This is a genomic window from Serratia marcescens, assembly GCF_006715005.1.
Taxonomy (GTDB): domain Bacteria; phylum Pseudomonadota; class Gammaproteobacteria; order Enterobacterales; family Enterobacteriaceae; genus Serratia; species Serratia montpellierensis.
The window spans coordinates 1,636,769-1,657,987 of sequence record NZ_VFMJ01000001.1 but is presented as its reverse complement, the minus strand read 5'-3'; the positions used below and the strand labels follow the sequence as shown (position 1 = coordinate 1,657,987).

General features: G+C 59.6%; 16 protein-coding genes, 1 pseudogene and 1 other annotated feature. Of the genes and pseudogenes, 8 read left to right on the top strand and 9 right to left on the bottom strand.

Translation table 11 applies throughout. From position 1 onward, the window contains the following. Positions 1-4 precede the first annotated feature (4 nt). The 3 genes from FHU12_RS07920 to topA all read right to left on the bottom strand — a co-directional run bounded on the left by FHU12_RS07920 (position 5) and on the right by topA (position 6,585). Positions 5-2,314: a type VI secretion system Vgr family protein gene (locus FHU12_RS07920; protein WP_141968498.1), complete on the bottom strand. Its 2,310-nt coding sequence runs from the start codon at positions 2,312-2,314 to the stop codon at positions 5-7. 333 nt (positions 2,315-2,647) lie between these two features. Further along, the gene (cysB, locus tag FHU12_RS07915) at positions 2,648-3,622 is read right to left on the bottom strand and encodes an HTH-type transcriptional regulator CysB (protein ID WP_004930690.1); all 975 of its coding nucleotides are present in this window, start codon (positions 3,620-3,622) and stop codon (positions 2,648-2,650) included. Positions 3,623-3,987: 365 nt separating this feature from the next. Continuing rightward, entirely contained in the window at positions 3,988-6,585 is a 2,598-nt protein-coding gene (gene topA / locus FHU12_RS07910) for a type I DNA topoisomerase (RefSeq protein WP_141968496.1), read from the bottom strand. 427 nt (positions 6,586-7,012) lie between these two features. Here topA and FHU12_RS07905 point away from each other — a divergent pair, with 427 nt between their 5' ends. Next, positions 7,013-7,264, top strand: a complete 252-nt coding sequence (locus FHU12_RS07905) for a YciN family protein (RefSeq protein ID WP_063990040.1) — start codon at positions 7,013-7,015, stop codon at positions 7,262-7,264. 51 nt (positions 7,265-7,315) lie between these two features. Here FHU12_RS07905 and sohB read toward each other — a convergent pair whose 3' ends face one another. After that, complete coding sequence (gene sohB / locus FHU12_RS07900) at positions 7,316-8,362, bottom strand: protease SohB (RefSeq protein WP_141968495.1); 1,047 nt, start codon at positions 8,360-8,362, stop codon at positions 7,316-7,318. 359 nt (positions 8,363-8,721) lie between these two features. On the opposite strand from sohB, the gene FHU12_RS07895 reads away from it, so the two are divergent. Then, positions 8,722-9,483, top strand: coding sequence for a YciK family oxidoreductase (locus FHU12_RS07895; protein ID WP_089195947.1), 762 nt, complete (start codon positions 8,722-8,724; stop codon positions 9,481-9,483). 13 nt (positions 9,484-9,496) lie between these two features. Continuing rightward, the gene (cobO, locus tag FHU12_RS07890; protein ID WP_049200634.1) at positions 9,497-10,087 is read left to right on the top strand and encodes a cob(I)yrinic acid a,c-diamide adenosyltransferase; all 591 of its coding nucleotides are present in this window, start codon (positions 9,497-9,499) and stop codon (positions 10,085-10,087) included. 38 nt (positions 10,088-10,125) lie between these two features. On the opposite strand, the gene rluB is transcribed toward cobO, so the two are convergent. The 5 genes from rluB to rnm form a co-directional block, all read right to left on the bottom strand. Continuing rightward, positions 10,126-11,031, bottom strand: a complete 906-nt coding sequence (gene rluB, locus FHU12_RS07885; protein WP_025303042.1) for a 23S rRNA pseudouridine(2605) synthase RluB — start codon at positions 11,029-11,031, stop codon at positions 10,126-10,128. A 162-nt stretch (positions 11,032-11,193) separates the two neighbouring features. Beyond that, a complete protein-coding gene (locus FHU12_RS07880) occupies positions 11,194-11,991 on the bottom strand; it encodes an alpha/beta fold hydrolase (RefSeq protein WP_141968493.1) in 798 nt (265 codons plus the stop codon). A gap of 148 nt (positions 11,992-12,139) precedes the next feature. Next, positions 12,140-12,499: a Rap1a/Tai family immunity protein gene (locus tag FHU12_RS07875; RefSeq protein ID WP_141968492.1), complete on the bottom strand. Its 360-nt coding sequence runs from the start codon at positions 12,497-12,499 to the stop codon at positions 12,140-12,142. A gap of 115 nt (positions 12,500-12,614) precedes the next feature. Next, complete coding sequence (locus FHU12_RS07870) at positions 12,615-13,235, bottom strand: L-threonylcarbamoyladenylate synthase (protein ID WP_033643268.1); 621 nt, start codon at positions 13,233-13,235, stop codon at positions 12,615-12,617. A gap of 49 nt (positions 13,236-13,284) precedes the next feature. After that, positions 13,285-14,166 carry an RNase RNM gene (gene rnm / locus FHU12_RS07865; RefSeq protein ID WP_185742285.1) on the bottom strand — a complete coding sequence of 294 codons (882 nt, stop codon included), beginning with the start codon at positions 14,164-14,166 and terminating at the stop codon, positions 13,285-13,287. A gap of 252 nt (positions 14,167-14,418) precedes the next feature. After that, positions 14,419-14,522, top strand: a sequence feature (Trp leader region). 24 nt (positions 14,523-14,546) lie between these two features. Here rnm and FHU12_RS07860 point away from each other — a divergent pair. From FHU12_RS07860 to trpA, 5 genes and pseudogenes are all read left to right on the top strand, one after another. After that, a complete protein-coding gene (locus tag FHU12_RS07860; RefSeq protein ID WP_141968489.1) occupies positions 14,547-16,109 on the top strand; it encodes an anthranilate synthase component 1 in 1,563 nt (520 codons plus the stop codon). Next, a pseudogene (trpD, locus tag FHU12_RS27370) lies at positions 16,109-17,705 on the top strand (bifunctional anthranilate synthase glutamate amidotransferase component TrpG/anthranilate phosphoribosyltransferase TrpD). Before FHU12_RS07860 ends, trpD begins: the two are co-directional and overlap by 1 nt. Before the next feature lie 3 nt (positions 17,706-17,708). Further along, positions 17,709-19,070 (top strand): bifunctional indole-3-glycerol-phosphate synthase TrpC/phosphoribosylanthranilate isomerase TrpF, encoded by a 1,362-nt coding sequence (gene trpCF / locus FHU12_RS07845; protein WP_141972922.1) that lies wholly within the window; start codon positions 17,709-17,711, stop codon positions 19,068-19,070. Positions 19,071-19,111: 41 nt separating this feature from the next. Beyond that, a complete protein-coding gene (gene trpB, locus FHU12_RS07840; protein ID WP_141968483.1) occupies positions 19,112-20,302 on the top strand; it encodes a tryptophan synthase subunit beta in 1,191 nt (396 codons plus the stop codon). Next, a complete protein-coding gene (trpA, locus tag FHU12_RS07835) occupies positions 20,302-21,108 on the top strand; it encodes a tryptophan synthase subunit alpha (RefSeq protein ID WP_033634763.1) in 807 nt (268 codons plus the stop codon). Before trpB ends, trpA begins: the two co-directional genes overlap by 1 nt. Positions 21,109-21,219 lie beyond the last annotated feature (111 nt).

Sequence of the window (21,219 nt, the reverse complement as noted above, 5' to 3'; positions counted from 1 at the left end):
CATTTTATGTAATTATAAACAACGAGTTATTCGTTACATTCAGCGTTCTGTTGCTGATATTGGTCACCTCGACATTCACCACCACCCCGTTCGTTTCCGTTTTGAACGCCGTCTTTGAAAACTCTTTCAGCTTATAAGAATTTGATAGCCCCGTCAGGCCGTTGGACACGCCAACGATGCTGCTGGCTATCGCCGATGCCGATACGCTATTACCGGTAATGCTTTCGCTGAAGGCGGTCACGGTCAGGCTGTGCAGCTTGGGATTGAACACGGACTCCGGCGCTTCAAGGCTGATCTTTTCGCCGCTGACAATCTTGATCTGATGCGGGCTGTAAATCGTAATGGTTCCCGCGTTGACGTTTTGCGTCCAGTCGCCGCTATTGATATTGGTGGTAACGCCGTCTTTGATCGTTTCGTTGACGCCGCCCTTGATCTCGCGGGTAACGCCCCCGGTGATGTCCTCTTTATGGCCGCCGGCGCCGATCGTAACGTCCCGCCCTTTATCCAGGGTCTCGGTCAGTTTGCCGGTGACATGGTGGCTTTCATTCCCCTCGATATCGCTGGTGCGGTCGCCTTTGATCGTTACCTTGTCGCCGCCGTCCTTAATGTCGAACGTCCGCCCCGCCTTGATCTCCGTAGCGACACCGCCATTAAAATAGCCGGTTTCTTTGTGATCCACCGTGGTGGTACGCTGGCTCTTGTAATGGAAGGTGGCATTGCCCGTCACTTCGTCTTGCTGTTGCTTGAGGATAGTTGTCGTCCGGTTACCGTCAATATTGACCTGCTGGTCATTTTCCACCGAAACCTTCATATCCTTTTCGGAGTGCAGTTCCACGGCCTCGCTGCCCACCTTATCTTCGAAAAACAGATAGCTGGCGTTATCCCGGCTTCCGTCCTTACTGCGAGTCATAAAGCCCATTTGCGTAGCCGCCGCCGGCAACACCCACGGCGGCATGCTCGCCTCATTGTAGACGCGCCCGGTGACAATCGGCCGATCCGGATCGCCATTGATAAAGTCCACCACCACTTCATCGCCGACGCGCGGTATCTGTACCGAACCGAACCCTTGCCCCGCCCAGGCACTCGAGACCCTCACCCAGCACGAACTGGTATCATCCCCTTTGGCGCGGCGATCCCAGTGAAACTTCACTTTTATCCGGCCGTATTTGTCCGTCCAGATATTCTCGCCGACAGGCCCCACCACCTTGGCCGTTTGCGGGCCATAGGTGCGCGGCCACGGCGTCACCGTCAGCGGACGAAAGACGGTAGCGGCCGGGATAACCGTAAAGTCGACGCGATGAACCGTCCCTCCTTCTTCGCCGCTGGCGTAGCGGTTCTCGGAGAACGTATAATCGGCGGCCGTCGTCAGGTATTCGCCGTTATCGCTGAAAAACGGGGCGTTGATCAGGGTAAAGGTATAACCCGGCGCTATTCCAATCGCCGTTGCTGTGCCGTGTACCTGCTGATGTTCCACCTGCCAGCGTTCCTGGCGCACGCGCGCGTAGAACTCTCCATCGGCGTGTTCGACATAGCGGCCCGGCCAATCGTAGACATCGATGCTGCCCGGCATCGGCGAGGCCGGGTTTTGACGAGCCTGGAACAGCCAGGCGTTCGGTTTGCGAAAGTCATAGTCGTCCAAACCGTAAATGCCCGGCGTTACGCTGTCTTCCGGTGCCCATTGGCCGATGCCCTGCTCGAGGGTGCTGCCGCCAGACGGAGTCTGATGGTAAGGAATCGTCTCGTAGCCGCTAAACGGCTGATACTGCCCTGCCGCATCCGTCAGCACCAGCGTGTGGCGGCCCGCCTCATGGCGAAAATGGTAAACGATACCCTCCAGCTCCATGAGGCGGCTGATAAAATCGAGACTGCTCTCCTGATACTGAACACAGTAATCCCACACCCGATAGCGACCGGTGAGTTTATCCTCTACGTTCACCTGATATTCGCTGAGCAAAGCATGCACCGTTTGCGGCACCGTCTGGCCCTGGAAGATGCGCAGATTGCGATCCCGCTTCATCGGCCATAGATCCGATTCCACCGTCAACGTATACACAGCATAACGCGTGCCACTTAATTCGACGGCACTGACGGCAACGCGGGTCACTTTGCCATTGATATGGCGATCCGCTGACAGCAGCCCCGTCGGTAAATTCACCGTGACCGGTTGCCCCAACAGCTCGCTGCGATTAATGCGGGCATCCCGGCCCAGCAAGGTCAGCGTAAGCGCAAACGGCTCGGACAAGGCCTCACGGCCCGCCAGCTTCCAAAAAAGCAGGCCCTCAACGGGCAATTGAACAGAGATACGGCTGGTCATGAGATAAGCGGCTCCGCTGGCAATTGGTTAGCATTACTTTAACTTCCGAGAGAAAAAAAACTCTTTGCCAGAACAAAAACACTTTGTTTTCAGATGATTCCTAACAAGGGAGCCATAAGCTGTTTCAAGGTTGAATGGCCGTGATTCAGAAACTTAGCGAAAATGACAGAGGGCGTTGGCCTGACGTTAAAGCGCCATAACGCATTCTCCCCACTAGGATTGGATTAGCGCAGCTTGCGAATGGGGTGTTTTATGGCGCAGGGTTTTGCTCATAAAAAACCCGGAGAGGCGCAGGCCTGTCCGGGTGTTGTTTGATGTCGTCAACGCTGGCGGCTATTTGATAGGCAGCTTGATGTCCTTGAACATCGCTTCGATTTCTTCGTTGGAGCGCAGCGCCACCGCGCTGTCGACCACGTCGCGCGTCAGGTGCGGCGCGAAGCGCTGAATGAAGTCGTACATGTAGCTACGCAGGAAAGTGCTGCGGCGGAAACCGATCTTGGTGGTGCTGTAGGTGAAGATATCACGCGCATCCACCGTCACCAGATCCGGATCCTGAACCGGATCCACCGCCATGCTGGCGATCACCCCAACCCCCAATCCCAGACGCACGTAAGTTTTGATCACGTCGGCGTCGGTGGCGGTAAAGACGATGCGCGGCGTCAGGCCGGCGCGGTTGAAGGCGGTATCCAACTCCGAACGCCCGGTAAAGCCGAAGGTGTAAGTGACGATCGGGTAAGCCGCCAGCTCTTCAATGCTGATGCTGCTTTTACCCGCCAAAGGATGATCGGGCTTCACCACCACCGCGCGGTTCCAGTGGTAGCACGGCAGCATGATGAGATCGTCGTACAGGTGCAGCGCTTCGGTGGCGATGGCGAAATCGGCGGTACCTTTGGAGACCGCTTCGGCGATCTGCGTCGGCGAGCCCTGATGCATGTGCAGCGAGACGCGCGGGTAACGCTCGATGAAGCCTTTGATCACGTTGGGCAAGGCGTAGCGAGCCTGGGTATGCGTGGTGGCGACGTACAGTGAGCCTTTGTCCGGATAGGTGTGTTCACCGGCGACGGCCTTGATGGCGTCCACCTTGGACAGCACTTCACGCGCGATGCGAATGATTTCCTGGCCGGCCGGGGTGACCTGGGTCAGGTGCTTGCCGCTGCGGGCGAAAATCTGGATGCCCAGCTCATCTTCGAGCATGCGCACCTGTTTACTGATGCCGGGTTGCGAGGTATAGAGCCCTTCTGCCGTCGAGGAGACATTCAGGTTGTGGTTAACCACTTCCACAATGTAACGAAGCTGCTGCAATTTCATATCTTATACCATCCTAGGTTAAACACTGCGGCTTACCCGCAGCCAGGTATATCGGTGTCGCCCCGGTATGCTGAAACTCACAAGCCATAAACACCGTGTTCTACCCTGATGGTGAAGAAAACGCCGTTGTTAATAAGCTTTAATAATAAAAAAACTTTTTATATAACCACTATACCACGTTGCAGCTTCAAGTATAGATCCGCGTCACACTATGATAACGATTATTTTGCATTGGTATCAACGTGAAACGACGGTGACGGAGGGATAAAAACAGCAAAGGATAGATCCGTTTGCCGCTTTTCACCAATAAAAAAAAACCAGCCGCCAGGGCTGGTTTTTCATCTTGCAGGCAGGACAACGCGGCCTTACTTCTTGCCTTCGACCCACTTGCCGTCCACGTAGAACGCGGACCAACCGGTCGCCTTGCCGTCTTTTTCAGAAGAGACGTACTGCTGTTTGGTTTTACGGCTGAAACGCACCAGCGTTTTATTGCCTTCGGCATCCGCCACCGGCGCATCGGCCAGATAGCGCAGCTTCTCCGGCAAGCGATCCTTGAAGCGAGCCAGCTCTTCCACCAGCGGCGCACGGGTTTCGCGCGATTTAGGGAAGGTATTGGCCGCCAGGAACACGCCGGCAGCGCCGTCACGCAGCACGAAATAGGCGTCGGACTTCTCGCACGGCAGCTCCGGCAACGGCACCGGATCTTCCTTCGGCGGCGCGACATCGCCGTTGCGCAGGATCTTGCGGGTGTTTTTACAGTTCTCGTTGGTACAGCCCATGTACTTGCCGAAGCGCCCCATTTTCAGGTGCATTTCCGAGCCGCACTTGTCGCACTCCACCACCGGGCCATCGTAGCCTTTCAGGCGGAACTCGCCCTCTTCGATCTCATAGCCGTCACACGCCGGGTTGTTACCGCAGACATGCAGCTTACGCTGGTTGTCGATCAGATAACTGTCCATCGCCGTACCGCATTTCTGGCAGCGGCGGCGGGCGCGCAGCGCGTTGGTTTCCGCGTCGTCGCCTTCGAGGATGTTGAGCACTTCCGCTTCCGGCACCAGGTTGATGGTGGTTTTGCAGCGCTCCTTCGGCGGCAGCGCATAGCCGGAACAGCCGAGGAACACGCCGGTGCTGGCGGTACGGATGCCCATCTTACGGCCGCAGGTCGGGCAGTCGATGCTGGTCATCACCATCTGGTTAGGGCGCATGCCGCCTTCTTCCGGATCCTTCTCCGCCGTTTCCAGCTGCTCGCTGAAGTCGACGAAGAATTCGTCCAGCACCGCTTTCCACTCGGCCTGGTTGTTGGCAACCTCATCGAGACCGTCTTCCATGCGCGCGGTGAAGTCATAGTTCATCAGCTCGCGGAAGTTTTCTTCCAGGCGATCGGTGACGATCTCACCCATTTTCTCGGCATAGAAGCGGCGGCTTTCCACCCGCACATAACCGCGATCCTGAATGGTCGAGATGATGGAGGCGTAGGTGGACGGGCGGCCGATGCCGCGTTTTTCCAACTCTTTCACCAGCGAGGCTTCGCTGTAGCGCGCCGGCGGCTTGGTGAAGTGCTGGCTTGGGATCAGTTTTTGCAGATCCAGATCGCTGCCGATTTCGACGTATGGCAGGGTGCGATCTTCATCGCCCTTGCGCAGCGCCGGCATCACCTTGGTCCAGCCGTCAAAGCGCAGCGTACGGCCCTTGGCGCGCAGCTGATAATCGCCGGCTTTCACCGTCAGCGTGGTGGAATCGTATTGCGCCGGCGTCATCTGGCAGGCAACGAACTGGCGCCAGATCAGCTGATACAGCTTCTGCGCGTCCGCTTCCATGTCTTTCAACTGCTCGGCGAGCACGTTCACGTCCGAAGGACGGATCGCTTCGTGCGCTTCCTGCGAATTCTCTTTGCTGCTGTACTGATTCGGCGCCTTCGGCAGGTATTTGTCGCCGAAGTTGTCACCGATATAGCCACGCACCATGTTGAGCGCATCCTGGCTCAGGTTGGTGGAATCGGTACGCATATAGGTGATGTGGCCGGCTTCATACAGCCGTTGCGCCATCATCATGGTTTTCTTCACGCCGAAGCTCAGACGAGTGCTGGCGGCCTGTTGCAGCGTGGAGGTAATGAAAGGCGCGCCCGGCTTGCTGCTGGTCGGTTTATCTTCGCGATCCAGCACCGTGTAGCGGGCTTTTTCCAATAGCTTGACCGCGGCGTGAGTCTGCTCGCGGTTGACCGGCTTGAACGGTTTGTCGTGCGCGTGAGTCACTTCCATCTGCAGCGCAGTTTCACCCTTCGCCAGCAGATCGGCATGCAGCTCCCAGTACTCTTCCGGCACGAACGCCTTGATGTCGCGTTCGCGCTCAACCACCAGGCGCACCGCCACCGACTGTACGCGGCCGGCGGACAGGCCGCGGGCAATTTTTTTCCACAGCAGCGGCGAGACCATATAGCCCACCACGCGGTCCATAAACCGGCGAGCCTGCTGCGCGTTAACGCGATCAATGTTCAGCTCGCCCGGCTGTTTGAACGCCTGTTGGATTGCGTTTTTGGTGATTTCGTTAAACACCACGCGGCTAAAGCGTTTGTCATCCCCACCGATCACTTCCCGCAGGTGCCAGGCGATGGCTTCCCCTTCGCGGTCAAGGTCGGTTGCGAGATAAATGTGGTCGGCGTTTTCCGCCAACGATTTTAACTCGGCGACCACTTTTTCTTTACCCGGCAGGATTTCATAATGTGCTTTCCAGCCGTGGTAAGGGTCGACGCCCATGCGATTTACCAGCGCCGCCTTCTCATCTTTTTTAACTTTTTTCTTGGCTTTGTCTTCGGTTGAGTCAGCGCTCTTTTTGCTGGCTGAGCCACTGGTCGGCAAATCACGGATATGACCGACGCTGGACTTCACCACGTAGTCATTTCCTAAATATTTATTAATAGTTTTGGCTTTTGCCGGGGACTCAACTATTACGAGAGCTTTACCCATATTTACCTTTACCTAATTTATTTCTTCTAAAAAGAAGTCTTTTATCTCGCCGTGCCGCGGCAATTCGTGTCTCTTTTTTTATATTGCGGCAGTCTGGCAAGAGATCAACAGATTTTTTTCTTTTGGTTGCCCAACTGCTCAACCTGAACGCAAGTTGTTGATCCTGCCTGCTATTCACCCATGCCCCAGAAGTATGGCTGTGTGAGTTTTATTCATGGCGTAAACAAAACCTTCCACCCGACGCCGCAAAATCCCACACTGTACCTGATAAAAAGCGTCACGCAACCTAATTAGCACGGAAAGACCGATTTCGCCAACCGGCGGCCGCCCATGGCCATCCAGACGGCAAATAAACCTTAGTCGGTTTGCGGATAAAAGCGAACCGGCGTTAGAATATGCGCAGAGTTTTTAGTTTGGAGTCTAATAAATGCACACGAATACTGCCCCTATCGGCCGCGAGGCCCTGCTGGCGGAAGCAAATAACATCATCCGCCAACACGAAGATTATCTGCACGGCATGATCGCCACCGACGTTGAACAAAAAAGCGGCGTTTTAGTTTTCCGCGGCGAATACTTTTTGGATGCCGATGGATTGCCCACCGCCAAAACCACCGCGGTATTTAATATGTTTAAACACTTGGCCCATCTGCTTTCGGAAAAATACCACCTGGTCGATTGAGAAAAGAAAACGGGGGCACCTGGCCCCCGTTGATTCACGCTATCACCGCCGTTACAGCAGCGGCTTTTCACCACGCTGCCACCAGCGCAACAGCAAGCGATCGACGCTTTCCGCCGCGCTGCCGATGAAGCGATCCATCAGGCGTTTGCGGCGCGTGTAGCGCACAGCGATCACCTCGTGGTTATCCAGCTCGGCGATCAGCAAATCGTCGCTGGTGCCGATGGCGTCGATAAGCCCCTTTTCTTTGGCCTGAGAACCGAACCAGTGTTCACCGGTGGCGACGCTGTCGATGTCCAGCGACGGGCGCTGCTCATGCACGAAGCGTTTGAACAGCTCGTGGGTTTCGTTCAGATCTTCGCGGAACTTCTCGCGCCCCTGCTCGGTGTTTTCGCCAAACAGCGTCAGCGTCCGTTTGAACTGCCCGGCGGTGTGCAGCTCCACATCGATGTCGTTCTTTTTCAGCAGGCGGTGGAAGTTCGGGATCTGCGCCACCACGCCGATGGAGCCGATGATGGCGAACGGCGCCGCCACGATGCGATCCGCGACGCAGGCCATCATGTAGCCGCCGCTGGCCGCCACTTTATCCACCGCTACCGTCAGGCGAATGCCGCCTTTGCGCAGGCGCTCCAGCTGCGAGGCCGCCAGGCCGTAGCCGTGCACCACCCCGCCAGGGCTTTCCAGACGCAGCAGAACTTCATCCTGCGCCGACGCTACCGCCAGCACCGCCGAGATCTCTTCGCGCAGCGAGGTGACTTCGTGCGCGTCCATGCTGCCCTTGAAGTCCAGCACATAGAGGCACGGCTTAGTCACTTCCACCGCGCCGGACTTGGCGCGCTGCTTCTTCAGCTTGTCGTCGGCCTTGGTCTGCTTTTTGAACTGTTTCAGCCAGACCTTCTGCTCGGCGGTATCCATACGCGCCAGGCGCATATCACGCTGCATCTCGCGATACTGTTCACCGAGATCGGTCAGCTGCAGCTCCCCTTTCTGGCGGTTCTTGCGTTGCCCCAAACTGACCGCCAGGATGGCCAACGCGGCGATGGCGAGCACCACCGTGGCGACCTTGGCCAGAAACAGGCCATAAACAGATATAAACTCCACAGATTCCGCCTTTATTTACAGGTTGTTAGTATGCTTCTTTCCATTTTAGCCAACCGCAGCGGCTGCTGTCGCGGCTAAATGAAAATTCATTGCACACGGATCATCACTATGGGGACGATTCAAGGCCGAACCAAGGCGCCACCGCCGTGCTTTTGTTACAAAAGAATGCCATTTCAGCCTGCTACGCATTGAAAATGCCCACGGATTAAGGCATATAACACCCATTATTCATCAATACGATGAGACGAATTCGCTGCGCGGCCCGCAGACGGTCGAGCCTTTGCTCCCGCCCCGGCCGCGCGTTTCACCCTTGCTCCCCGATATTCGCGGGAGAACAGCCACCCAGGCGAGGATTTATCGTGCATTACCAACCCAAACAAGATCTGCTCGAACAACGTATCATTTTGGTCACCGGCGCCGGTGACGGCATCGGCCGCGAAGCGGCGCTGACCTATGCGCGCTTCGGCGCTCAGCTGGTGCTGCTGGGGCGCACCGAGAGCAAACTGCTGGCGGTACAACAAGAGATCGCGGCCCAGGGCGGCGCCCCGGCCCGGGTGGTGACGCTGGACTTGCTGCACGCCACTCAGGAGCAATGCCGGCAGATAGCCGACGATCTGGCGAGCCAGATCCCCCGCCTTGACGGCGTGCTGCACAACGCCGGCCTGCTCGGCGACATCGCGCCGATGGCCGACCTGTCGATGACCATGTGGCAAGAGGTGATGCAGGTTAACGTCAACGCCACCTTTATGCTGACTCAGGCGCTGCTGCCGCTGCTGCTGAAATCCCACGCCGGTTCGCTGGTGTTCACCAGTTCCAGCGTCGGGCGCACCGGCCGCGCAGACTGGGGTGCCTATGCGGTGTCGAAATTCGCCACCGAGGGCATGATGCAGGTGCTGGCCGACGAGTATAAAAACCGCAATCTGCGGGTGAACTGCATCAATCCGGGTGGCACCCGCACCAAAATGCGCGCATCTGCCTTCCCGCACGAGGACAAGAACAAGCTGAAAACCCCGGCCGATATCATGCCGCTGTATCTGTATCTGATGGGCGAAGACAGCCGCCGGAAAACCGGCATGAGCTTCGACGCGCAGCCAAACCGTAAACCCGGCGCGGCCGAATAATAAGGAGCGTTTCATGGCGGAAGATCGTCATCAACAGCGTCAGCAGCGCCTGAAAGAACAGGTCGATGCCCGCATCGCCGCCGCGCAGGACACCCGCGGCCTGCTGTTGGTGTTTACCGGTAACGGCAAGGGTAAAACCACCGCCGCCTTCGGCACCGTCACCCGGGCGGTTGGCCACGGCATGCGCGCCGGGGTGATCCAGTTCATCAAGGGCGAGTGGCCCAATGGCGAAAAGAATCTGCTGCAGCAACACGGCGTTGAATTCCAGGTGATGGCCACCGGTTTTACCTGGGAGACGCAGAATAAAGCCGGCGATACCGCCGCCTGCCAGGCGGTGTGGCAGCACGGCAAGCGCATGCTGGCCGACAGCAGCCTGGATCTGGTGCTGCTGGACGAAGTGACCTACATGCTGACCTACGGCTATCTGGAACTGGAAGAGCTGAAGGCAGCGTTGCTGGGGCGCCCTGCGCACCAAACGGTGATCTTGACCGGGCGCGGTTGCCATCGCGATTTGCTGGAACTGGCGGATACGGTCACGGAGATGCGGCCGGTAAAACACGCGTTCGATGCCGGCGTGAAGGCGCAGCAGGGGATCGATTGGTAACAAAAAGTTCTGGCCCCGAACGGGGCCAGAATGAGGAATTAGCTGCGCTTGCTTGGCTTGCCCGGTTTACCCGGCTTGCTGCCTGGCGCACTGCGGCGGCCGCTGCCGGCCACCTGAGAGTGGCGCTTGACCGCACGGCGGATCTGGTTAGCCTTCACGCGGCGGCGCTCACGCTCCACCGGCATTTTGCTGACCGTTTCCGGTTTCAATTCAACCAGCTCGCGCAGGTAGTTGATCGCCGGCAGATCCAGTTCCGCCCAGCCGCCACGCGGCAGGCCTTTCGGCAGATCGATGTCGCCGTAGCGCACGCGGATCAGGCGGCTCACCTGCACGCCCACGGCTTCCCACAGGCGACGCACTTCACGGTTGCGGCCTTCGGTCAGGGTCACGTTGTACCACTGGTTGAGGCCTTCACCGCCCTGGAAGCTGATGGTGCGGAACGCGGCCGGGCCGTCTTCCAGTTGCACGCCCTTGCTCAGCTGCTTCACTTTCGCATCGTCGACCTGGCCGAACACGCGTACCGCGTACTCACGTTCCACTTCACGGCTTGGGTGCATCAGACGGTTCGCCAGTTCACCGTCGGTGGTGAACAGCAGCAGACCGGAGGTGTTGACGTCCAGGCGCCCTACCGCCACCCAGCGCGAACCGCGCAGCTTCGGTAAGCGATCGAACACCGTCGGGCGGCCTTCAGGATCGCTGCGGGTACATAGCTCGCCTTCCGGTTTGTAGTAAGCCAGCACCCGGCAAACCACCTCTTCGGATTCTTTGATCGACAGGACATGGCCATCCAGACGAATTTTCATCGCCGGGGTCACTTCAACGCGATCGCCCAACTTGGCGACCTTGCCGTCGACGCTGACGCGCCCGGCTTCAATCATGGTTTCGATTTCACGACGCGAGCCATGCCCGGCGCGCGCTAAAACTTTCTGTAACTTTTCGCTCATTGAGCAACCTCTAATGTCGCCTTCACAGGCGTCGGGGGGATACCGCCGCGGCCAAGCGCCACAACGGTCATAATACGTTTATCAGGATCGAACCGCGTATTATACAGGCTTTCTAAGGTGTTGAAACCCACTTTATCGGCGGTGGCCCCCTTCAGACGGCGTTCACGGCGCCAAAAAATCCTCCACCGCCCACAGCACCGCGTCGGGCCGTTCCAAAATGCCGAGGTGAGTGCGAGCCTCCCCTAGACGCACCACGGAGAAAAACGGCTGTTCGGCGGCAAATGCCTGCTGCTGCCGCAGATAGTCGTCGCGGCGATCCAACGAGTAGATGTGTCGACACGGGGGCGGCGCGCTCATTCCCGCCAGGCGTTGCAGCGGCGAGCCGAACTGCCGGTAGGCCTGTTCGATGGCTACGCCGGCGGCACGCCACAGCCGGTAATCTTCCTGCGCCATCTCGACCTCCAGATGGCGTTTGACCCGATCGTGGCGGATGCCTCCCTGCCAGAAGTCGAACAAAGCGTCACGCGCCGCCAGCCACTGCTGCGGCTGCTGCATACGGCTCACCGCCGTAAAGAACGCCGGTTCCGGCTGCGTCATGATCCAGTCGAGAAACACCATGCCCCGTACCCGCTGCGGTAACGCTTCGGCCAACGCCACCGCCAGCCAGCTGGCGTGCGCCACCGACAGGGTGATCACATTGTCCAAACGCAGCGCCGTCAGCAACTGACGCACATCTTCCAGCAAATCGTCCGCCGCCAGCGACATCTCCGCCGCTTTTGACGACAGGCCGTGGCCGCGCCAGTCGATACTGATCACCCGATAGCGTTCGGCGGCCAGAGCGATGAACGGCTCAAACACGGTTTTCGGTTCGCACCAGCCGGGCAGCAACACCAGCGTGAGCGGCCCTGAGCCGATATCCTGATAGTCGAGCGCCATGTTGGCGCTGTGAAATGCGGTCATATTACCTCCTGCGCGTCTCTCCCCGACCCGTTCGGGAAATACCGACGGGGATAAGGTGACAGCGCAGCAGGCATTGATCTATTGAAGTTCGTGCGGTAAGAGTCCGAGCGCACCTTATGAAAAAATGCGCACGAATTGGAAGGGAAACTTAATGGCGCACGCAGGGATAGGCGGCGGTTAGCGCCAACATGATCACCGACGGTGCGGAATAATGCAGCTGCTCAGGATGCTCGTTCAAATACTGCATCACCGCGTCGGCGGCTACGCCGATGCTCATCCCGGCTTCCGGGCAGATATTGCGATTGCCCTGCATGGAATAGGTATCGAATACGCCGGCGACGTACCCCATAAACATGCCGCCATTCAGCGCTTCGGCCACGGTGGCTTCACCGCTTTTATTTTTTACGTAACCGCCGGATTCCGCCAGCAAACCGCTGCCCGAATAAAACCCCGCATTTGCCATTGAGGAAAATAATAAGGCCGCTAAAAAAGAAACCTGTTTAATCATTGCTGCGCATCCTGCCCATTATCAATTCTGAAGTATTCAAGAATAGCGGCTTTCACGCGAAATAGCGTCGCTTCAGCCGATTTTCAGACAATGGGCAAGGTGGCAACCTTTTACATCAGCGGAAAGGCGCCGCGTCGCCCGCCCCTTCGCGCACCACTTCCGGCGAGGATTCGGTCAGATCGATAACCGTAGTCGGCTGTTGGCCGAGGAAACCGCCGTGGATCACCAGATCGACCACCTTGCCTAAATGATCGCTGATCTCTTCCGGATCGGACTCGGCAAAATCATTGCCCGGCAGCATCAGCGTGGTGGACATCATCGGTTCGTTCAGCGCCTCCAACAGCGCCAATGCGATCGGGTTCGACGGCACACGCAGGCCGATGGTTTTGCGCTTTTCATTCATCAGGCGGCGCGGCACTTCTTTGGTCGCTTTCAGAATGAAGGTGTAGTTGCCCGGCGTATTGTTTTTGATCAGGCGGAACGCCGTATTATCGACGTGCGCATAGGTCGACAACTCGGACAGATCGCGACACATCAGGGTAAAGTTGTGGTTGCCGTCCAACTGACGGATGCGGCAAATGCGCTCCATTGCCGCCTTCTCTTCCAGCATGCAACCCAGCGCATAGCCGGAATCGGTGGGATAAACGATCACGCCGCCCTTGCGCAGCACCTCAACCGCCTGGTTAATCAAACGCGGCTGCGGGTTGTCCGGGTGAATATAAAAAAGCTGACTCATGACTTGCTCCTAAAATGATGCCCGCGCGCGTTGCCACACGCGCGTAAAATCAGACCGCCTCGCCCGGCTGCGGCCAATCGCGCCACACCGGCTCAACGCCGCCCGGCAGCCACAGCTTGCGGCCCAGTTCGATCCACGAACAAGACTGATGAAAATCAGAGCCTTGCGAGGCCAACAGGCGGTAGTCCTGGGCGTATTTCGCCAATTGCGAGCGCTCATGCGGCGCCTGCTGACACTGCGCCACTTCCATGGCGTCGCCGCCGTGTTCGGCGAAATGCGCCAGCAAACGTTTCAACCACTTCGCGGTCAGATCGTAACGGCCTGGATGCGCCATCACCGCCTGACCGCCCGATTGATGAATCGCATCAATGGCTTGTTCTATTGTACACCACTGCGGCGGCACGTAGCCGGTTTTGCCCTTGGCCAGGTATTTCTTGAACACCTGCGCCATGTTGTCCGCCACGCCAATCTCCACCAGGTAACGGGCGAAATGGCCGCGGGTCACCGCACCGGCCCCCGCCAACCGCTGGGCGCCGGCATAGGCATCGGGAATGCGCGCCTTACCCAGACGCACGCCGATCTCCTGTGCCCGTCGGTGGCGGTGCTCGGTTTGCGCAGCCAGCAACGTCACCAGCGCCGGATGCGTGACGTCCATGCCCAACCCAACGATATGGATTTCATGATTTTCCCACAGCGTCGAGATTTCCACTCCGTTGACCAACCGCAGCGGCAACGCCTGCTCCACAATGGCCGCGGCGGCCTCGGCCAATCCGGCGGTGGTATCGTGATCGGTGATCGCCAGCACGCCCACACGCATCTCGACCGCACGCTGTACCAGCTGCGTCGGCGTCAGGTAGCCGTCGGAGGCGGTCGTGTGGCTGTGGAGGTCGTACAGAGTAAAAGCGGTGGATTGGGGGTTACTGTCTGTCAAAACGGCTATCCGGCAATGGCTTGGTTTTCTATCATACCCGCGATCGGCGGCCGGACGGAAATCTATTCTGCCCTGGCCGCAGGCGCCAGGCGGATGATGAATAGAATTCACGCTGACCGCTAAAACATTGTGCAAAAAGAGGGTTGACTTTGCCGCGCCGAACCAGTTAACTAGTACACAAGTTCACGGCAACGGCCGTGTCAGATGAGCGTTAACAGAGAGAGTCGGCAAATGAACAACTATATTTCTCTTCACGGTTGGTGGCGTACCTCCCTCTTGCGGGCGGTGTAATCGCGCATAGCTGTCATCTGACAATGCAGATTTCCTGAGCCCGCACCTGATGCGGGCTTTTTTATGGACAGAATTCACTGGAACCACCAATGATGAACATCAAACCACAACTGACATTGCTGAAGGCGCAAGCCAGCTACCGGGGCGACCCCACCACCATTTTCCATCAGCTGTGCGGCGCCCGTCCGGCCACCCTGCTGCTGGAGTCGGCGGAAATCAACAGCAAACAGAATCTGCAGAGCCTGCTGGTGATCGACAGCGCGCTGCGCATTACCGCACTGGGCCATACCGTCAGCGTGCAGGCGCTCACCACCAACGGCGCGGCGCTGTTGCCGCTGCTGGACGAAGCGCTGCCGTCCGAGGTGCGCAATCAGGCGCGCCCCAACGGCCGCGAACTGACCTTCCCGGCGATCGACGCGGTGCAGGACGAAGACGCTCGCCTGCGCTCACTGTCGGTGTTCGACGCGCTGCGCACGCTGCTGACCCTGGTGGACTCACCGGCGGACGAGCGCGAAGCCGTGATGCTGGGCGGCCTGTTCGCCTACGATTTGGTCGCCGGTTTCGAAGACCTGCCGGCACTGCGCCAGGATCAGCGCTGCCCGGACTTCTGTTTCTATCTGGCGGAAACCCTGCTGGTGCTGGATCACCAACGCGGCTCGGCCCGCCTGCAGGCCAGCGTCTTCAGCGAGCAGGCGAGTGAAGTACAGCGCTTGCAGCAACGTCTGGAACAGCTGCAGGCCGAGTTGCAACAAACCCCGCAGCCGATCCCGCATCAAACGCTGGAGAACATGCAGCTGAGCTGCAACCAGAGCGACGAAGAGTACGGCGCGGTGGTCAGCGAACTGCAGGAAGCGATCCGTCAGGGCGAGATTTTCCAGGTGGTGCCGTCGCGCCGCTTCTCCCTGCCTTGCCCGGCGCCGCTGGCGGCCTACCAGACCTTGAAAGACAACAACCCCAGCCCGTACATGTTCTTCATGCAGGATGATGACTTCACCCTGTTTGGCGCTTCGCCGGAGAGCGCGCTGAAATACGACGCGGGCAATCGCCAAATCGAAATCTACCCGATCGCCGGCACTCGCCCACGCGGCCGCCGTGCCGACGGTTCGCTGGATCTGGATCTCGACAGCCGCATCGAGCTGGAAATGCGCACCGACCACAAAGAGCTGGCCGAGCACCTGATGCTGGTCGATCTGGCGCGCAACGATCTGGCGCGCATCTGCCAGGCCGGCAGCCGCTACGTGGCCGACCTGACCAAGGTGGACCGCTATTCGTTCGTCATGCACCTGGTTTCCCGGGTGGTGGGCACCCTGCGCGCCGATCTCGACGTGCTGCACGCCTACCAGGCCTGCATGAACATGGGCACCCTCAGCGGCGCGCCGAAAGTGCGGGCGATGCAGCTGATCGCCGCCTCAGAAGGCACGCGCCGCGGCAGCTACGGCGGCGCGGTGGGCTACTTCACTGCCACCGGCGATCTGGATACCTGCATCGTCATTCGCTCTGCCTACGTTGAAGACGGCATCGCCACCGTGCAGGCCGGCGCCGGCGTGGTACTGGATTCCATCCCGCAGGCGGAAGCCGACGAAACCCGTAATAAAGCCCGTGCCGTGCTGCGCGCCATCGCCACTGCGCACCATGCCAAGGAGGTGTTCTGATGGCCGATATCCTGTTGCTCGACAACGTCGACTCCTTTACTTACAACCTGGTCGATCAGCTGCGCGCCAGCGGCCATCAGGTGGTGATTTACCGTAACCAGATCGCCGCCGAGGTGATCATCGAACGCCTGGAGCACATGACCCAGCCGGTGCTGATGCTGTCGCCGGGCCCCGGCACGCCGTCCGAAGCGGGCTGCATGCCGGAACTGCTGCAGCGCCTGCGCGGCCGGCTGCCGATCATCGGCATCTGCCTCGGCCACCAGGCGATCGTCGAAGCCTACGGCGGCCAGGTCGGCCAGGCGGGTGAGATCCTGCACGGTAAAGCCTCGGCGATCGTTCACGATGGCGAAGGCATGTTCGCCGGCATGGCCAACCCGCTGCCGGTGGCGCGCTACCATTCGTTGGTCGGCAGCAACATCCCGGCCGATCTCACCGTCAACGCCCGTTTCGGCGAGATGGTGATGGCGGTGCGCGACGAACGTCGCCGCGTGTGCGGCTTCCAGTTCCACCCGGAATCGATTCTGACCACCCACGGCGCGCGCCTGCTTGAGCAGACCCTCGCCTGGGCGCTGGCGAAGTAATATAAGGAACACGACGATGCAACCTATTCTTGAGAAACTGTACCGCGCCGAGTCGATGAGCCAGCAGGAAAGCCAACAGCTGTTCAGCGCCATCGTGCGCGGCGAACTGGAGCCGAGCCAACTGGCGGCCGCGCTGATCAGCATGAAAGTCCGCGGCGAGCGCCCGGAAGAGATCGCCGGCGCCGCCAAAGCGCTGCTGGACGACGCTCAGCCATTCCCGCGCCCGGATTATCTGTTCGCCGATATCGTCGGCACCGGCGGCGACGGCACCAACAGCATCAATATTTCCACCGCCAGCGCCTTCGTGGCGGCGGCGTGCGGCGCGAAAATCGCCAAACACGGCAACCGCAGCGTCTCCAGCCGTTCCGGCTCTTCGGATCTGCTGGCTGCGTTCGGCATCCGTCTGGATCTGCCGGCGGAAGAAGCGCGCAAAGCGCTGGACGACCTCGGCGTGTGTTTCCTGTTCGCGCCGCAGTACCACACCGGTTTTCGCCACGCCATGCCGGTGCGCCAGCAGCTGAAGACCCGCACGCTGTTCAACGTGCTGGGCCCGCTGATTAACCCGGCGCGTCCGCCGCTGGCGCTGATCGGCGTATACAGCCCGGAACTGGTGCTGCCGATTGCCGAAACCCTGCGCGTGTTGGGCTATCAGCGTGCGGCGGTGGTTCACGGCGGCGGCATGGACGAGGTGGCGATCCACGCCCCGACGCACGTAGCGGAATTGAACAACGGCGAAATCAGCAGCTACCAGCTCACGCCGCAGTCCTTCGGATTGGAAACCTATCCGCTGGAAGCCTTGCTGGGCGGCACGCCGGAAGAAAACCGTGACATTTTGGCGCGGCTGTTACAAGGTAAAGGCGAGCCGGCGCACGCCGCGGCGGTCGCGGCCAACGTCGCGTTGCTTCTGAAGTTATTCGGACATGAAGACCTGCGCCAAAATGCGCAGCAGGCACTGGATATGATCAACAGCGGGCAGGCCTATGAGCGTGTCATCGCACTGGCGGCAAGAGGATAAATGATGCAGGAAACCGTGCTACACAAGATTGTCCGCGACAAAGCGCAATGGATCGCGGCGCGACAACAGCAACAGCCCCTGGCCGGCTTTCAGAATGACATCGTACCGAGCGAACGCAGCTTCTACCACGCGCTGCAGGGCACCCGTACGGCTTTCATTCTCGAATGCAAGAAGGCCTCGCCTTCCAAGGGACTGATTCGTGAGAACTTTGATCCGGTGGAGATCGCCACGGTCTATAAAGATTTCGCCTCGGCGATCTCGGTGCTGACCGACGAGAAATACTTTCAGGGCAGCTTCGATTTCCTGCCGCTGGTCAGTAAAACCGTCACCCAACCGGTATTGTGCAAAGACTTTATCATCGACCCGTATCAGATCTACCTGGCGCGCTACTATCAGGCCGATGCCATCTTGCTGATGCTGTCGGTGTTGACCGACGAGCAGTACCGCCAGCTGGCCGCGGTGGCTCACAGCCTGAACATGGGTGTGCTGACCGAAGTGATCAGTGAAGAAGAGCTGCAGCGTGCGATCGCGCTGGAAGCGCGCGTGGTCGGCATCAATAACCGCGATCTGCGCGATCTGAGCATCGACCTGAACCGCACCCGTGAGCTGGCGCCGCGCGTACCGCATGGCGTAACGGTGATCAGCGAGTCGGGCATCAACAACTACGGGCAGATCCGCGAGCTGAGCCATTACGCCAACGGCTTTCTGATCGGCAGCGCGCTGATGTCTGAACCCGATCTGCGCGCCGCCGTGCGCCGCGTGATCCTGGGCGACAACAAAGTGTGCGGCCTAACCCGTCCGCAGGACGCCGCCGCCGCCTATCAGGCCGGCGCCATCTACGGCGGGCTGATTTTCGTCGGCCGTTCGCCACGCTATGTGGACATCACCCGCGCCCGCGAAGTGATCTCCGGCGCGCCGCTGAAGTACGTCGGCGTATTCTGCGACGCCCAGGTCGATACCGTGGCGTTGACCGTTGAACGCCTCGGACTGCATGCGGTGCAACTGCACGGCGCGGAAGACCAGGCCTATATCAGCGCCCTGCGCGCCCGTTTGCCGGCCGATTGCCGCATCTGGAAGGCGCTGAGCGTGAAAGATCGGGTTCCAGCGCGCGATCTGCAGCATGTCGACCGTTATCTGCTGGACAACGGCGCCGGCGGCACCGGTCAACGCTTCGACTGGTCGGTATTGCAAGACCAAGATCTGACTAACGTGATGCTGGCGGGCGGCCTGCGCGCCGACAACTGCGTCGAAGCGGCCAAGCTCGGCTGCGCCGGGCTGGACTTCAACTCCGGCGTGGAAAGCGAACCGGGCATCAAAGATCCCGCGCGCCTGGCCTCGGTCTTCCAGACCCTGCGCGCCTACTGAATACGGCTCTATATTAATAACGGATAATAACGGGAACTCTCATGACGCTGCTTAACCCCTACTTCGGCGAATTTGGTGGCCAGTATGTGCCGCAAATTCTGATGCCGGCCCTGAAACAACTGGAAGAAGCCTTTGTCAGCGCTCAGCGCGATCCGGAATTTCAGGCTGAATTTATCGATCTGTTGAAGAACTACGCGGGCCGCCCGACGGCGCTGACGCTGTGCAAAAACCTCACCGCCGGCAGCAACACCAAGCTTTATCTGAAGCGTGAAGACCTGCTGCACGGCGGCGCACACAAGACCAACCAGGTGCTGGGCCAGGCGTTGCTGGCCAAGCGCATGGGCAAAACCGAGATCATCGCGGAAACCGGCGCAGGCCAACACGGCGTCGCGTCGGCGCTGGCCTGCGCGCTGCTCGGCCTGAAATGCCGCATCTATATGGGAGCCAAAGACGTCGAGCGCCAGTCGCCGAACGTGTTCCGCATGCGGTTGATGGGCGCGGAAGTGATCCCGGTGCACAGCGGCTCCGCCACCCTGAAAGACGCCTGCAACGAAGCGTTGCGCGACTGGTCCGGCAGCTATGAAACCGCGCACTACATGCTCGGCACCGCCGCCGGCCCGCACCCGTACCCCACCATCGTGCGTGAATTCCAGCGCATGATCGGCGAAGAAACCAAAGCGCAGGTGCTGGAGCGCGAAGGCCGTCTGCCGGATGCGGTCATCGCCTGCGTCGGCGGCGGCTCCAACGCCATCGGCATGTTCGCCGACTTTATCGATGACGCCGGCGTTGGGCTGATCGGGGTGGAACCTGCCGGCCTGGGCATCGAAACCGGTCAGCACGGCGCGCCGCTCAAACACGGCCACGTCGGCATCTACTTCGGCATGAAGGCGCCGATGATGCAGACCGCCGAAGGCCAGATTGAAGAATCCTATTCGATCTCCGCCGGACTGGACTTCCCGTCCGTCGGGCCGCAGCACGCCTTCCTGAACAGCACCGGCCGCGCCGAATACGTGTCGATCACCGACGACGAAGCGCTGGAAGCGTTCAAGGCGCTGTCGCGCCATGAAGGCATCATCCCGGCGCTGGAATCCTCACACGCCCTGGCGCACGCGCTGAAAATGATCCGTGAAACGCCGCAGAAAGAGCAGATCCTGGTGGTCAACCTGTCCGGCCGCGGCGACAAAGACATATTTACCGTTCACGACATTTTGAAAGCACGGGGAGAAATCTGATGGAACGTTATCAGCAACTGTTCACGCGTCTGGAAAGCAGCAAGGAAGGCGCATTCGTCCCGTTCGTGACGCTGGGCGATCCTAACCCGGCGTTGTCGCTGCAGATTATCGACACCCTGATCGAGGCCGGTGCGGACGCGCTGGAGCTGGGCATTCCCTTCTCCGACCCGCTGGCGGATGGCCCAACCATCCAGAGCGCGACGCTGCGCGCCTTCGCCGCCGGCGTCACGCCGACCCAATGCTTCGAGATGTTGGCGGCCATCCGCCAGAAGCACCCGACCATACCCATCGGCCTGCTGATGTACGCCAACCTGGTGTTCCATAAAGGCATCGATGCGTTTTACCAACGCTGCGCCGAAGTGGGCGTGGATTCGGTGCTGGTCGCCGACGTGCCGTTTGAAGAGTCTGCGCCATTCCGCGCCGCCGCCGCGCGCCACGGTATCGCACCGATCTTCATCTGCCCGCCGAACGCCGATGACGATCTGCTGCGTGAAATCGCGTCGCACGGCCGCGGCTACACCTACCTGCTGTCGCGCGCCGGCGTCACCGGCACCGAAAGCCGAGCGCAGCTGCCGTTGCATCACCTGGTGAACAAGCTGCGCGAGTATCACGCCGCGCCGCCGCTGCAGGGCTTCGGCATCTCCGAACCCGAGCAGGTGAAGGCGGCGCTGCAGGCCGGGGCCGCCGGCGCGATCTCCGGCTCGGCAATCGTCAAAATCATCGAACAGCACCATGCCAACCCTGCGGAGATGCTGACCAAGCTGGCGGCCTTCGTCAGCAATATGAAGCGCGCCACCCGGGCGTGATCCTCTTTAGCGAGCGCCCTGCCGGCGCTCGCTTTAACAGCTTGTTTCCCCTCAAAGTTTGTTCCATTTATTTACAGCAAAAATTTGAACAAACCCCAGTCTTGTCTCACA